The following is a 13832-nucleotide window of genomic DNA, read 5'->3' as shown; positions in this document are numbered from 1 at the left end:
CCCCGCCCATCCCCGGGTCCTTCCCCGGTTATGCGTGAGTCAAGTGTCCTGCCGCGAGGAGACCCTGGGGAGGGCCGGTCCGCACCGGCCGGGAAAGTCGACGCATTCCCCTCTTGACCCCCGTGACCGCAGCCACTAATTTTCGAAGGAAGCAGACCCATGACTACCGACAGGAGGCGACCGGCAGATGTGCACCAATTCTGACCTGAGCCGCCTCGCCCGCCGCACGGTGTGGGTTTCGGGCCGGGTCGCGCACGGCTGCTGACGCGCCGTTCCGCTGTGCCCGCGTGGGCACATTCCGGGTTTCTCCTTCTGCTTCACCCTCTCTTTCACCACTTCCCGGCATGCCGTTGTCGCGTGCCGATGTGCGCCTGCTCCTCTGCTGCGGCGCGTCCGGACTCAGAAAGCTGCCTGAAATTGGCGAACATGATGCATCGACCTGTCCCGAATCGACCTGCCCCTAGTCGAAATGAAGGTCTGTCATGGTGACGGCACGGATCACGGTCAACGGAAAAGAAGCACCGATCGCACCGGCCGCGCCGCACACCACGGTGCTCGACTTCCTGCGCGAGCGCGGCCTCACCGGCACCAAGGAGGGCTGCGCCGAGGGTGAGTGCGGCGCCTGCTCGGTCCTGGTGGCCCGCCCCGGCGTGAACAAGCCCACCGACTGGGTGCCGGTCAACGCCTGTCTCGTCCCGGTCGCGGCGCTCGACGGCCAGGAGGTCGTCACCTCCGAGGGCCTCGCCACGGTCGAGGCACCCGGCACGCCGCCCGTCCTGCACCCGGTGCAGGAGGAGATGGCGGTCCGCGGCGGCTCCCAGTGCGGTTACTGCACGCCGGGATTCGTGTGCAGCATGGCGGCCGAGTACTACCGGCCCGACCGCTGCGCGCACGCGGACCGGGGCTCGGACCCGGCCGAGGGTGCCGGCGGCGGCGCCGGTCCGGACGCCGAGCACGGTCCGAACGGCTTCGACCTGCACGCGCTCAGCGGCAACCTGTGCCGCTGCACCGGCTACCGGCCCATCCGCGACGCCGCGTTCGCCGTCGGCGCGCCCACCGACGAGGACCCGCTGGCCCGGCGCCGCGAGCAGGACCCGCCCGCGCCGGTCGCCACCGAGTACCGCCGGGACGACAGCGTCTTCCTGCGCCGCAGCACCCTGGCCGAGACGCTGCGGCTGCTGCGCGAGCGGCCCGACGCGGTGGTGGTGGCCGGCAGCACCGACTGGGGCGTCGAGGTCAACATCCGTTCCCGCCGGGCCGATTGCGTGGTCGCCGTCGACCGGCTGCCCGAACTGCGGGAGCTGCGGGTCGAGTCCGACCACGTCGAGATCGGGGCCGCGCTGACGCTCACCGAGATCGAACGCCGCCTGGACGGCACCGTTCCGCTGCTGGCGCAGCTGTTCCCGCAGTTCGCGTCCCGGCTCATCCGCAACGGCGCGACCCTCGGCGGCAACCTGGGTACCGGCTCGCCCATCGGCGACAGTCCGCCGGTGCTGCTCGCGCTGGAGGCGTCCCTGGTGCTCGCCGACGCCGACGGTGAGCGCGAGGTGCCGCTGGCCGAGTACTTCACCGGCTACCGGCAGAGCGTGCGCCGACCCGGCGAGCTGATCCGCGCGGTGCGCGTCCCGCTGCCGCTGTCGCCGGTCACGGCCTTCCACAAGATCGCCAAGCGGCGCTTCGACGACATCTCCAGCGTGGCGGTCGCCTTCGCGCTCGACGTCGAGGGCGGGACCGTCCGCAAGGCGCGCATCGGCCTGGGCGGCGTGGCCGCCACCCCGGTCCGCGCGCTCGCCACCGAGGCCGCCCTGGAGGGCAGGCCGTGGACCACCGAGACCGCCGAGGCCGCGGCCGAGGTGCTGCGGGGCGAGGGCACACCGATGAGCGACCACCGAGCCAGCGCCGGCTACCGCTCCGCGATGCTCGGCCAGAGCCTGCTGAAGCTGTACGCACAGACCACCGAGGCGGTGCCGTCATGAGCCACCTGTCCGAGCGTCCCGAGAAGCCCGCCGTGGGCCTCTCCATGCCGCACGAGAGTGCCGTCCAGCACGTCACCGGCGCCGCGCTGTACACCGACGACCTGGTCCAGCGCACCAAGGACGTGCTGCACGCCTACCCGGTCCAGGTCATGAAGGCCCGCGGGAAGGTCACCGCGCTGCGCACCGAAGCCGCCCTCGCGGTGCCCGGCGTGGTGCGGGTGCTGACCGGCGCCGACGTGCCCGGTGTCAACGACGCCGGCATGAAGCACGACGAGCCGCTCTTCCCCGACGAGGTCATGTTCCACGGCCACGCGGTCGCCTGGGTGCTCGGCGAGACCCTGGAGGCCGCCCGGCTCGGCGCGGCGGCCGTGGAGGTGGACCTGGAGGAGCTGCCCTCCCTGATCACCCTGCCGGAGGCCATCGCGGCCGCCAGCTACCACGGCGCCCGGCCCGTCATGACGCACGGCGACGTCGACGCGGGCCTCGCCGACTCGGCGCACGTGTTCACCGGCGAGTTCCAGTTCTCCGGCCAGGAGCACTTCTACCTGGAGACGCACGCGGCGCTGGCCCAGGTCGACGAGAACGGGCAGGTGTTCATCCAGAGCAGCACCCAGCACCCGTCCGAGACCCAGGAGATCGTCTCGCACGTGCTCGGGGTGCCCTCCCACGAGGTGACCGTGCAGTGCCTGCGGATGGGCGGCGGCTTCGGCGGCAAGGAGATGCAGCCGCACGGGTTCGCGGCCGTCGCCGCGCTCGGCGCCAAGCTGACCGGCCGGCCGGTGCGGTTCCGGCTCAACCGGACCCAGGACCTGACCATGTCCGGCAAGCGGCACGGGTTCCACGCCACCTGGAAGATCGGCTTCGACGCCGAGGGCCGCATCCAGGCCCTCGACGCCACGCTGACCGCGGACGGCGGCTGGAGCCTGGACCTGTCCGAGCCGGTCCTGGCCCGGGCGCTGTGCCACATCGACAACACGTACTGGATCCCCAACGCACGCGTCGCCGGCCGCATCGCCAAGACCAACACGGTCTCCAACACCGCCTTCCGCGGCTTCGGCGGACCGCAGGGCATGCTGGTGATCGAGGACATCCTGGGCCGCTGCGCGCCGCAACTCGGCCTGGACGCCAAGGAGCTGCGGGAACGCAACTTCTACCGGCCGGGCCAGGGCCAGACGACCCCCTACGGGCAGCCGGTCACCCAGCCCGAGCGGATCGCCGCCGTCTGGCAACAGGTCCAGGACAACGGCCACATCGCCGACCGCGAGCGCGAGATCGCCGCCTTCAACGCCGCGCACCCGCACACCAAGCGGGCCCTCGCGGTCACCGGGGTGAAGTTCGGCATCTCGTTCAACCTCACCGCCTTCAACCAGGGCGGCGCGCTGGTGCTGATCTACAAGGACGGCTCCGTCCTGATCAACCACGGCGGCACCGAGATGGGCCAGGGCCTGCACACCAAGATGCTCCAGGTGGCCGCGACCACGCTGGGCATCCCGCTGCACAAGGTGCGCCTCGCCCCGACCCGGACCGACAAGGTGCCCAACACCTCCGCCACCGCGGCCAGTTCCGGCGCCGACCTGAACGGCGGGGCGGTGAAGAACGCCTGTGAGCAGCTGCGCGAGCGGCTGCTGCGGGTGGCCGCGAGCCAGTTGGGTTCCAACGCCTCGGACGTGCGCATCGTCGAGGGCGTCGCGCGGGCCCTGGGCGGCGACCGGGAGCTGGCCTGGGACGACCTGGTGCGCACCGCGTACTTCCAGCGGGTCCAGCTCTCCGCGGCCGGCTACTACCGGACCGAGGGCCTGCACTGGGACGCCGCGAAGTTCCAGGGGTCGCCGTTCAAGTACTTCGCCATCGGCGCCGCCGCGACCGAGGTGGAGGTGGACGGCTTCACCGGCGCCTACCGCATCCGGCGGGTGGACATCGTGCACGACGTCGGCGACAGCCTGTCCCCGCTGATCGACATCGGCCAGGTCGAGGGCGGTTTCGTGCAGGGCGCGGGCTGGCTGACGCTGGAGGACCTGCGCTGGGACACCGGTGACGGACCGAACCGCGGGCGCCTGCTGACCCAGGCGGCGAGCACGTACAAGCTGCCGAGCTTCTCGGAGATGCCCGAGGAGTTCAACGTCACGCTGCTGGAGAACGCCACCGAGGAAGGGGCGGTGTTCGGGTCCAAGGCGGTGGGCGAACCCCCGCTGATGCTGGCGTTCTCGGTGCGCGAGGCGCTGCGGCAGGCCGCCGCCGCGTTCGGGCCGAAGGGGACCGCCGTCGAACTGGCCTCGCCCGCCACGCCGGAGGCGGTGTACTGGGCGGTCGAGTCGGCCCGGCGGGCCGGCACCACCGGGAACGGCGGCGCCCGTGACGAAGCGGCCGTCGGCGGCGCGGTCCGCACCGGCGTGGAAGCGCTGAGCGGTGCCTGACATGACCTGGGTCGCCGCGGTCGCGCGGTTGCGGGCACGCCGGGAGCCCGGCGTGCTGGTGACCGTCGCGACCGTGCGCGGTCACGCCCCGCGCGACGCCGGTGCGAAGCTCGTCGTGGGGCGGACCGGGACCTGGGGCTCGATCGGCGGCGGCAACGTCGAGGCCGTCGCCGTCGACCGGGCCCGGGAGATGATCGCCGCGGCCGAACCGGCCCCGGAGATGCTCGACTTCGCCCTCAACGACAAGGTGACCAACCGGCACGGCGTGCAGTGCTGCGGCGGCACCGTCGCGGTGCTGCTCGAACCGCTGCCGGTGGTCCGGGCGGTGGCGGTCTTCGGCGTCGGGCACGTCGGTCTGGAACTGGCGCGCATCCTGGCCCGCCAGGACCTCGACCTCCACCTGATCGACAGCCGCGCCGACCTGCTGACCGAGGAGCGCCTGGACGTGCTGGCGGACGCGGTGGCGCAGGTGCACACGCACCACACGCCGCTGCTGCCGGAGGAGGTGCTGGCCGAGCTGCCGCCCGGCACCCACGTGCTGATCATGACCCATGACCACGCCGAGGACGCCGCCCTGTGCGACGCGGCCCTGCGCACCGGCCACCTCGGTTCCATCGGGCTGATCGGTTCGGCGGCCAAGTGGGCGCGGTTCCGCAAGCGCCTGGCCACCGAGGGCGGGCACGACGACGCCGTCATCGACCGGATCAAGACCCCGATCGGGCTGGCCGACATCACCGGCAAGGAGCCCGCGACCATCGCCGTGAGCGTCGCGGCCGACCTGCTGCGCACCTTCGAGGCCGAGGGCGGCTGACCCCTGCGGGGCGGTCGCCGGCCCTCCTGCCCGCCCTTGTAGGAAGCTATGAAGCGGCGGTCGCGGCCGGTCCGTAGTTCATGTTTTCGGCCCCTGGCCGGGTCTCGTCGGCGAGCTGTGTACTGCTCCTACGCATCCTCCCCGTGCAGCGCACCGGCCCGCACGCCGTACTGCCGCCCGCCGCCCGCCCAAGAAGGAGCACGCATGACGACCACCGACACCCTCGAGACCGGCATCCGCGAGCTGGAGCGCGCCTGGATGGACAAGGCCATCGAGCTGGCCACCGCCAGCGTCCGCAACGGCGGCGGTCCCTTCGGCGCCCTGATCGCCAAGGGCGGTGAGATCGTCGCCCTCGGCAACAACCAGGTCACCGCCGGCCTCGACCCCACCGCGCACGCCGAGGTCAGCGCCATCCGCGCGGCCTGCAAGGCGCTCGACACGTTCAGCCTGGAGGGCTGCACCCTCGTCACGTCCTGCGAGCCCTGTCCGATGTGCCTGTCCTCGGCGCTGTGGGCCCGCGTCGACCGCCTCGTCTTCTCCGCCGACCGCCACGACGCCGCCGTGGCCGGTTTCGACGACCGCAAGTTCTACGACCTGTTCGAGAAGCGGCCGCAGGCGAGCTGGCCCATGACGGTGGAGCACCTCGACCTGCCCCACCGCACCCAGCCGTTCGACGCCTGGCTCGCCAAGTCGGACCGCGTCGACTACTGAGCCGGCCGCGGAGCAGCAGCCTCCCCGAGGCTCCGCCGCCCCGTCCGTGCGCCCCTTCCACCGTGGCGTCCGGGCGGGGCGGCGGCGCGTGCGCCAGGATGGGGGCATGCCGAACCGACTTGCGCAGGCGACGTCCCCCTACCTCCTCCAGCACGCGGACAACCCGGTCGACTGGTGGCCGTGGGAGGCCGAGGCGTTCGAGGAGGCCCGACGGCGCGGCGTCCCCGTCCTGTTGAGCGTCGGCTACAGCGCGTGCCACTGGTGCCACGTCATGGCGCACGAGTCGTTCGAGGACGCGGCCACCGCCGAGTACCTCAACGCGCACTTCGTGAGTGTCAAGGTCGACCGCGAGGAGCGCCCCGACATCGACGCCGTCTACATGGAGGCCGTGCAGGCGGCGACCGGGCAGGGCGGCTGGCCTATGACCGTGTTCCTCACGCCGGACGCGGAGCCCTTCTACTTCGGCACCTACTTCCCGCCCGAGCCCCGGCACGGCATGCCCTCCTTCCGCCAGGTGCTCCAGGGCGTCCAGCAGGCGTGGGCCGAGCGGCGCGACGAGGTCGACGAGGTCGCCGGGAAGATCGTCCGGGACCTCGCCGGGCGGGAGATCTCCTACGGCGACGCCGAGGCACCCGGCGAGGAGCAGCTCGGGCAGGCGCTGCTCGGACTGACCCGGGAGTACGACGCGCAGCGCGGCGGGTTCGGCGGGGCGCCCAAGTTCCCGCCGTCCATGGTGATCGAGTTCTTGCTGCGCCACCACGCCCGCACCGGCGCCGAGGGCGCGCTCCAGATGGCGCGGGACACCTGTGAGCGGATGGCACGCGGCGGCATCTACGACCAGCTGGGCGGCGGCTTCGCCCGCTACTCCGTGGACCGCGAGTGGGTCGTGCCGCACTTCGAGAAGATGCTGTACGACAACGCCCTGCTGTGCCGCGTGTACGCCCACCTGTGGCGGGCCACCGGCTCGGACCTCGCCCGCCGGGTCGCCCTGGAGACCGCCGACTTCATGGTGCGTGAACTGCGCACCGCCGAGGGCGGGTTCGCCTCCGCGCTGGACGCGGACAGCGACGACGGCACGGGGAAGCACGTCGAGGGCGCCTACTACGCGTGGACGCCCGCCCAGCTCACCGAGGTGCTCGGCGCCGAGGACGCGGAACTGGCCGCGCAGTACTTCGGCGTGACCCAGGAGGGCACCTTCGAGCACGGCGCCTCTGTGCTCCAACTGCCGCAGCAGGAGGGCGTCTTCGACGCCGCGCGGATCGCGTCGGTCCGGCAGCGGCTGCTCGCCGCGCGGGCCGGGCGTCCCGCCCCGGGCCGGGACGACAAGGTGGTCGCCGCCTGGAACGGTCTGGCGATCGCCGCGCTCGCCGAGACCGGCGCCTACTTCGAGCGCCCCGACCTGGTCGAGGCCGCCGTCGCCGCCGCCGACCTGCTGGTGCGGCTGCACCTGGACGAGCAGGTCCGCCTCACCCGCACCAGCAAGGACGGCAGGGCCGGGGCCAACGCCGGGGTGCTGGAGGACTACGCCGACGTGGCCGAGGGCTTCCTCGCGCTGGCGTCGGTCACCGGGGAGGGCGTCTGGCTGGACTTCGCCGGTTTCCTGCTCGACCACGTCCTCACCCGCTTCACGGACGCCTCCGGCTCGCTGTACGACACCGCGGCCGACGCCGAGCAGCTGATCCGCCGCCCGCAGGACCCCACCGACAACGCCACCCCGTCCGGCTGGAGCGCCGCCGCGGGCGCCCTGCTGTCGTACGCCGCCCACACCGGCTCCGCACCCCACCGCACCGCCGCCGAGCGCGCCCTCGGCGTGGTGAAGGCACTCGGCCCGCGCGTCCCGCGCTTCATCGGCTGGGGGTTGGCGGCCGCCGAGGCGCTGCTCGACGGCCCGCGCGAAGTCGCCGTGGTCGCGCCGGACCCGGCCGGCCCCGCGGCGCGCGGGCTGCACCGTACGGCGCTGCTCGGCACGGCGCCCGGGGCGGTCGTCGCCTTCGGCACCGAGGGCGGCGACGAGTTCCCACTGCTCGCCGACCGGCCGCTGGTGGGCGGCGCCCCGGCCGCGTACGTCTGCCGGAACTTCACCTGCGACGCGCCGACCACCGACCCGGAGCGGCTGCGCGCCGCGCTGGGCGCCGCCCCGGGGCTCTGACCCCTCAGCCGTCCCGGCCGCTCCGGCTCACGGCGCGCTCCACGATCGCCTCCAGCTGCTCGTGGTGCGCGCCCCGCCAGTAGGCGCGGCCGCACGCGGTGCACTGGGCGAACACGTCGTACGAGCGCTGGGTGCCGCCCTTGAGCTGCTCCGCCACCTCGTCCTTGGTGGCCGGCCTGAGCGGCCCGTTGCAGGCGGTGCACCGCGTCCAGGGGCGCAGCGCGGGCCGGAACCGGTCCAGGACCTCCTGGAGCTGCTCGTCGGGGCGGGTGCTGTAGACGTAGGCGCCGGCCCACAGCTCGCGGCGGCGCAGCAGCCCGCGGTCGCGGCTGAGCAGGACCCGCTTCTCGGCCGCGGACAGCGCGGCGAGCGCCGGGTCGCCGAGGTCGGTCGACTCGTACGCGGTGTCCACGCCGAGCAGCCGCAGCCGGCGGGCGAGGGTGCCGAGGTGCACGTCGAGCAGGAACCGCAGGGGAGCGCCCGGGACCCGCTGGGGGTGCCGGACGGGCCGTACGCGCACCGACTCGCCGCCCGCCGGGATGTGCCCGGGGGGCACCTCGCGGCCGTCGACGAGCAGGGTGCCGACCTCGGTCAGCGGCACGCCGAGGGATTCGACGAGGTGGCCGAGGGTGGAGACGCCGTCGGTGGCCGCGCGGGCGGCGCCGGTGGGGCGGGCGCGCGGGACGAACAGGTGCAGTTCGGGGGCGAACTCGACGTGGATCTCGGGACCGTTCACCCGGTCAGAATGCCACGGGGGCCGGGACCGGGCCGCGGCCTTTTCGGCGGCCCTCCCGAGCAGCTTCCTCCGCTCCCGCGACCCCGGCAGGAGGCACACGGCACCCCCTAGTACGCGATCAGCGAGATCCCCACGTAGTGCGCGATGAATGCGGCCAGCGTGAAGGAGTGGAAGACCTCGTGGAAGCCGAACCAGCGGGGCGAGGGGTTGGGGCGCTTGAGGCCGTAGATCACGCCGCCCGCGCTGTAGAGCAGACCGCCGACGATCACCAGCACGAGGACGGCGACGCCGCCGGCCCGCATGAACTCGGGCAGGTAGAAGACCGCCGCCCAGCCCATGGCGAGGTAGCACGGGGTGTAGAGCCAGCGCGGGGCGCCGACCCAGAAGACGCGGAAGACGATCCCGGCCGCGGCGGCCGCCCAGATGCCCCACAGCAGCCACTCGCCCTTGTCGCCGGGCAGCAGCAGCATCGTCAGCGGGGTGTAGGTGCCCGCGATGATCAGGAAGATGTTGGCGTGGTCGAGGCGGCGCAGGACACCGTCCATGCGCGGGCTCCAGTTGCCCCGGTGGTAGAGCGCGCTGACGCCGAACAGCAGACAGGCCGTGAGGACGTAGACACCGCAGGCTATGCGGCCCTCGTGCGTCTCGGCGAGGGCGGTGAGCACCAGACCGGCGACCAGGACGGCGGGGAACATGCCGAGGTGCAGCCAACCGCGCAGCTTCGGCTTGACCGGATGCGGAAGGGAGAGCGCCACGGGCCCGTGGCCGTCGGCCGACAGGTCCCTGGGCGCGTCGGGGACGGACGCAGTCATGGACGCCATCGTACCTACGGTTCCGTAAGTTACGCATCAGTACGGACGGGTGCCCCATGGCGAGTGGTCATCGTCTCACGGGGAATCCGGCGGCGCACTCCCGGTGGGGGCACGTGGCGATCCTCACGCCGCTCAAGTGTGACGCCCTCTGGACAGATGGGCGCTCGCGTCGGATGATCAAATGAGTGCGGTCGACACCGGATGAGCGCCCACGAGGTCAACGACACGCGTCCGGGTCGCAGCCCCCACGGGGCCTCCAACAAAAAACCCCTCATTTAGGAGCAATCGTGGCGCGCGACATCGCGGCTCCCTCCGTCCCCACCAACCACCAGGAACTGATCTCGTGGGTGAACGAGATCGCCGAACTGACCCAGCCGGACGCAGTGGTCTGGTGTGACGGATCCGAGGCCGAGTACGAGCGACTGTGCGGGGAGCTCGTCGAGAAGGGCACCTTCCGCAAGCTGGACCCGATCAAGCGCCCCAACTCCTACTACGCGGCCTCCGACCCCTCCGACGTCGCCCGCGTCGAGGACCGGACCTTCATCTGCTCCGCCAAGGAGGAGGACGCCGGCCCGACCAACCACTGGAAGGACCCCGCCGAGATGCGGGAGATCTTCACGGGTGAGCAGGGGGAGGGCGGTCTGTTCCGCGGCTCCATGCGCGGCCGGACCATGTACGTCGTGCCCTTCTGCATGGGCCCCCTCGGCTCCCCGCTCTCCGCGCTGGGCGTCGAGATCACCGACTCCGCGTACGTCGCCGTGTCCATGCGCACCATGACCCGCATGGGACAGCCGGTCCTGGACGAACTGGGCGACGACGGCTTCTTCGTGAAGGCCGTGCACACCCTCGGCGCCCCGCTCGCCGAGGGCGAGGCGGACGTCCCGTGGCCGTGCAACAGCACCAAGTACATCTCGCACTTCCCCGAGGACCGCGAGATCTGGTCCTACGGCTCCGGTTACGGCGGCAACGCCCTGCTCGGCAAGAAGTGCTACGCCCTGCGCATCGCCTCCGTCATGGCCCGCGACGAGGGCTGGCTCGCCGAGCACATGCTGGTGCTGAAGCTGACCCCGCCCACCGGGGAGCCCAAGTACGTCGCCGCCGCCTTCCCGTCGGCCTGCGGCAAGACCAACCTCGCCATGCTGGAGCCCACCATCTCCGGCTGGACCGTGGAGACCATCGGCGACGACATCGCCTGGATGCGCTTCGGCGAGGACGGCCGCCTGTACGCCATCAACCCCGAGGCCGGCTTCTTCGGCGTCGCGCCCGGCACCGGTGAGCACACCAACGCCAACGCGATGAAGACCCTGTGGGGCAACTCGGTCTTCACCAACGTCGCCCTCACCGACGACGGCGACGTGTGGTGGGAGGGCATGACCGAGGAGACCCCGGCCCATCTGACGGACTGGAAGGGCAACGACTGGACGCCCGAGTCGGGCACCCCGGCCGCGCACCCCAACGCCCGTTTCACCACGCCCGCCGCGCAGTGCCCGATCATCGCGCCGGAGTGGGAGGACCCCAAGGGCGTGCCGATCTCGGCGATCCTCTTCGGTGGGCGCCGCGCCACCGCCGTACCGCTGGTCACCGAGTCCTTCGACTGGAACCACGGCGTCTTCCTCGGCGCCAACGTGGCCTCCGAGAAGACCGCCGCCGCCGAGGGCAAGGTCGGCGAGCTGCGCCGCGACCCCTTCGCCATGCTGCCGTTCTGCGGCTACAACATGGGCGACTACATGGGGCACTGGGTGGACGTGGCCAAGGACAAGGACCAGTCCAAGCTGCCGAAGATCTACTACGTCAACTGGTTCCGCAAGGACGACGAGGGCCGGTTCGTCTGGCCCGGCTTCGGCGAGAACGGCCGCGTCCTGAAGTGGATCGTGGAGCGCCTGGAGGGCACGGCGGACGGCGTCGAGACCCCGATCGGCGTGCTGCCGACCAAGGAGTCCCTGGACACCGACGGGCTCGACCTCGCCGACGCCGACCTGGAGTTCCTGCTCAGCGTCGACAAGGAGGTGTGGCGCGAGGAGGCGGCGCTCGTCCCCGAGCACCTGAACACCTTCGGCGACCACACGCCCGCCGAGCTGTGGGACCAGTACCGGGCGCTGGTGGAGCGCCTGGGCTGAGCAGTACCCGCACCGCAAAGCTCCGTGGCCGGTCCGACTAGCCCTGACCCGCGAAGTCGTCACGAAGGCCGGTCACGAGGGGGTCTCCCCGCGCTCCAGTAGCTCATCGCAACCCCCGGAGCGCGGGGAAACCCCGCTCGGGCCGGGTCCCCGCACAACGGCGTGCGACGGACCCGGCCCTTCGGTGCGTCCGGACCCGCCCGGCATCGCGGCCGGTCCGCCGGCCGTTCCGCGTCCTCGTCCTGACGGTGATCTTCGGCTGACCCGCCGGGCGGCGGGGTGTGTGGCGCCCGGTCCGCGCGTCGCTGCGGGTGCACGCGGACCGGGGCCGTACGAGGGGCCCGGGAGGGCTCAGCCGGCGGCGAGTTCGCGCGGCTCCAGGGCCGCGGAGTGCGCGTCCATGCGCTCGGCGGCCAGGATCGCGACGCCGGTGTCGGCGCGGGAGGCGGCGACCACCAGGGCACGGGCCGCCAGGGTGTGCGCCCGCCGGTGCAGGGCCGCCGGACGGGGCTCCGGGCGGGTGGCGGCCACCTTCAGGCGGACCGGCGCCTGACCTCCCCGCAGCCGGGCCACCTGCTCGGTGAGCCGGTCGGCGGCGGCGTCCAGACCCGCGTCGGGGGCCAGCGCGCGCAGCTCGTCCGTGACGGCGAGCAGAGCCGCGAGATGGCCCGCGAGCTGGATGTCCAGCTCCTCGTCCCGGGACCGGTGGGGGAAGTCCGTGGGGCCGTCGGCCATCGTGCTGTGGACCGACTTGCTGCGGATCGGCTCGTACATGGGATGGCCTCCTGAGTCGTTCAGGAAACCATCCTACATTGGATTCAATCTAAAGTTGACGGGATTCGGGAGACGGCCCGGGAGGGCTGCGGCTCAGTGCTGGCCGTATCCGTCCAGGAAGTTCCCGATCCGGCCCACCGCCTCGCGCAGGTCCAGGGCCGTCGGCAGGGTCACCACCCGGAAGTGATCGGGTTCGGGCCAGTTGAATCCGGTGCCCTGGACGACCATGATCTTCTCCTGGCGCAGCAGGTCCAGGACCATCCGCCGGTCGTCCTTGATCTTGAAGACCTTGGGGTCGAGCCGCGGGAAGAGGTACAGCGCGCCCTTCGGCTTCACGCAGGTCACGCCGGGGATGCTGGTGAGCGCCTCGTGGGCGGCGTCCCGCTGCTCGCGCAGCCGGCCGCCCGGCAGCACCAGGTCGTTGATGGTCTGCCGTCCGCTGAGCGCCGCGACCACGCCGTGCTGGCCCGGCATGTTGGCGCACAGGCGCATGTTCGCCAGGACCGTCAGGCCCTCGATGTAGGACTCGGCGTGCGCGCGCGGCCCGGAGATCGACATCCAGCCGACCCGGTAGCCGGCCACCCGGTACGCCTTCGACATGCCGTTGAAGGTGAGGGTGAGCAGGTCGGGGGCGATCGCGGCGGTCGGGGTGTGCGTGGCGTCGTCGTAGAGGATCTTGTCGTAGATCTCGTCGGAGCAGACCAGCAGGTTGTGCCGGCGCGCGATGTCCGTCAGCCCGCGCAGCATCGCGTCGTCGTAGACCGCGCCGGTCGGGTTGTTCGGGTTGATGACCACGAGCGCCTTGGTGCGGTCGGTGATCTTCCGCTCCACGTCCGCGAGGTCGGGCATCCAGTCGGACTGCTCGTCGCAGCGGTAGTGCACCGCCGTGCCGCCGGACAGGGAGACGGCGGCCGTCCACAGCGGATAGTCGGGCGCCGGGACGAGCACCTCGTCGCCGTCGTCCAGCAGGCCCTGCATCGCCATCACGATCAGCTCGGAGACGCCGTTGCCGATGAAGACGTGCTCGACGTCCGTCTCGATGCCGAGGGTCTGGTTGTGCATGACGACCGCCCGGCGTGCCGCCAGCAGGCCCTTCGCGTCGCCGTAACCGTGCGCCGTGGAGACGTTGCGGAGGATGTCCTCCAGGATCTCCGGCGGGCACTCGAAGCCGAAGGCGGCCGGGTTGCCGGTGTTCAGCTTCAGGATGCGGTGACCGGCCGCCTCCAGCCGCATCGCCTCCTCGAGCACCGGGCCCCGGATCTCGTAACAGACGTTGGCGAGCTTGGTCGACTGGATCACCTGCATGTCCGCGAGCTTACGACCCGGTTACGA

General features: G+C 72.2%; 10 protein-coding genes. 6 read left to right on the top strand and 4 right to left on the bottom strand.

Features of this window, described 5'->3' with window-relative positions; genetic code table 11:
* Positions 1-482 precede the first annotated feature (482 nt).
* The 5 genes from ACIRGB_RS02175 (at position 483) to ACIRGB_RS02155 (ending at position 8061) form a co-directional block, all read left to right on the top strand.
* Entirely contained in the window at positions 483-1976 is a 1494-nt protein-coding gene (locus ACIRGB_RS02175) for a xanthine dehydrogenase small subunit (protein ID WP_403857778.1), read from the top strand.
* The gene (gene xdhB / locus ACIRGB_RS02170; protein WP_403857776.1) at positions 1973-4390 is read left to right on the top strand and encodes a xanthine dehydrogenase molybdopterin binding subunit; all 2418 of its coding nucleotides are present in this window, start codon (positions 1973-1975) and stop codon (positions 4388-4390) included. The genes ACIRGB_RS02175 and xdhB overlap by 4 nt, the downstream gene beginning before the upstream one ends.
* A gap of 1 nt (position 4391) precedes the next feature.
* Entirely contained in the window at positions 4392-5201 is an 810-nt protein-coding gene (gene xdhC, locus ACIRGB_RS02165; RefSeq protein ID WP_403857774.1) for a xanthine dehydrogenase accessory protein XdhC, read from the top strand.
* A 204-nt stretch (positions 5202-5405) separates the two neighbouring features.
* A complete protein-coding gene (locus tag ACIRGB_RS02160; protein WP_403857772.1) occupies positions 5406-5912 on the top strand; it encodes a nucleoside deaminase in 507 nt (168 codons plus the stop codon).
* A 106-nt stretch (positions 5913-6018) separates the two neighbouring features.
* A complete protein-coding gene (locus tag ACIRGB_RS02155) occupies positions 6019-8061 on the top strand; it encodes a thioredoxin domain-containing protein (RefSeq protein ID WP_403857770.1) in 2043 nt (680 codons plus the stop codon).
* Between the two features lie 4 nt (positions 8062-8065).
* Here ACIRGB_RS02155 and ACIRGB_RS02150 read toward each other — a convergent pair whose 3' ends face one another.
* Together ACIRGB_RS02150 and ACIRGB_RS02145 are read right to left on the bottom strand one after the other, a co-directional pair.
* The gene (locus ACIRGB_RS02150) at positions 8066-8797 is read right to left on the bottom strand and encodes a Mut7-C RNAse domain-containing protein (RefSeq protein ID WP_403857768.1); all 732 of its coding nucleotides are present in this window, start codon (positions 8795-8797) and stop codon (positions 8066-8068) included.
* Between the two features lie 107 nt (positions 8798-8904).
* Positions 8905-9609 carry a hemolysin III family protein gene (locus ACIRGB_RS02145; RefSeq protein ID WP_403857766.1) on the bottom strand — a complete coding sequence of 235 codons (705 nt, stop codon included), beginning with the start codon at positions 9607-9609 and terminating at the stop codon, positions 8905-8907.
* Between the two features lie 287 nt (positions 9610-9896).
* Here ACIRGB_RS02145 and ACIRGB_RS02140 point away from each other — a divergent pair, with 287 nt between their 5' ends.
* On the top strand, positions 9897-11726 hold the full coding sequence (locus ACIRGB_RS02140) for a phosphoenolpyruvate carboxykinase (GTP) (protein WP_403857764.1): 1830 nt from the start codon (positions 9897-9899) through the stop codon (positions 11724-11726).
* A gap of 351 nt (positions 11727-12077) precedes the next feature.
* Here ACIRGB_RS02140 and ACIRGB_RS02135 read toward each other — a convergent pair whose 3' ends face one another.
* Together ACIRGB_RS02135 and ACIRGB_RS02130 are read right to left on the bottom strand one after the other, a co-directional pair.
* Complete coding sequence (locus tag ACIRGB_RS02135) at positions 12078-12500, bottom strand: hypothetical protein (RefSeq protein WP_403857762.1); 423 nt, start codon at positions 12498-12500, stop codon at positions 12078-12080.
* Between the two features lie 93 nt (positions 12501-12593).
* A complete protein-coding gene (locus ACIRGB_RS02130; RefSeq protein WP_403857760.1) occupies positions 12594-13805 on the bottom strand; it encodes a pyridoxal phosphate-dependent aminotransferase in 1212 nt (403 codons plus the stop codon).
* Between the last annotated feature and the right edge of the window lie 27 nt (positions 13806-13832).

The sequence above is a fragment of the Streptomyces sp. NPDC102490 genome (assembly GCF_044765285.1).
Classification (GTDB): domain Bacteria; phylum Actinomycetota; class Actinomycetes; order Streptomycetales; family Streptomycetaceae; genus Streptomyces.
The sequence above is the reverse complement of the archived record's forward strand: the minus strand, read 5'-3'. Positions and strand labels throughout refer to the sequence as shown.

Coding starts and splice junctions, on each gene's coding strand:
- ACIRGB_RS02175 (WP_403857778.1), top strand. CDS start 483: ATGGTGACGGCACGGATCACGGTCAACGGAAAAGAAGCACCGATCGCA.
- xdhB (WP_403857776.1), top strand. CDS start 1,973: ATGAGCCACCTGTCCGAGCGTCCCGAGAAGCCCGCCGTGGGCCTCTCC.
- xdhC (WP_403857774.1), top strand. CDS start 4,392: ATGACCTGGGTCGCCGCGGTCGCGCGGTTGCGGGCACGCCGGGAGCCC.
- ACIRGB_RS02160 (WP_403857772.1), top strand. CDS start 5,406: ATGACGACCACCGACACCCTCGAGACCGGCATCCGCGAGCTGGAGCGC.
- ACIRGB_RS02155 (WP_403857770.1), top strand. CDS start 6,019: ATGCCGAACCGACTTGCGCAGGCGACGTCCCCCTACCTCCTCCAGCAC.
- ACIRGB_RS02145 (WP_403857766.1), bottom strand. CDS start 9,609: ATGACTGCGTCCGTCCCCGACGCGCCCAGGGACCTGTCGGCCGACGGC.
- ACIRGB_RS02135 (WP_403857762.1), bottom strand. CDS start 12,500: ATGTACGAGCCGATCCGCAGCAAGTCGGTCCACAGCACGATGGCCGAC.
- ACIRGB_RS02130 (WP_403857760.1), bottom strand. CDS start 13,805: ATGCAGGTGATCCAGTCGACCAAGCTCGCCAACGTCTGTTACGAGATC.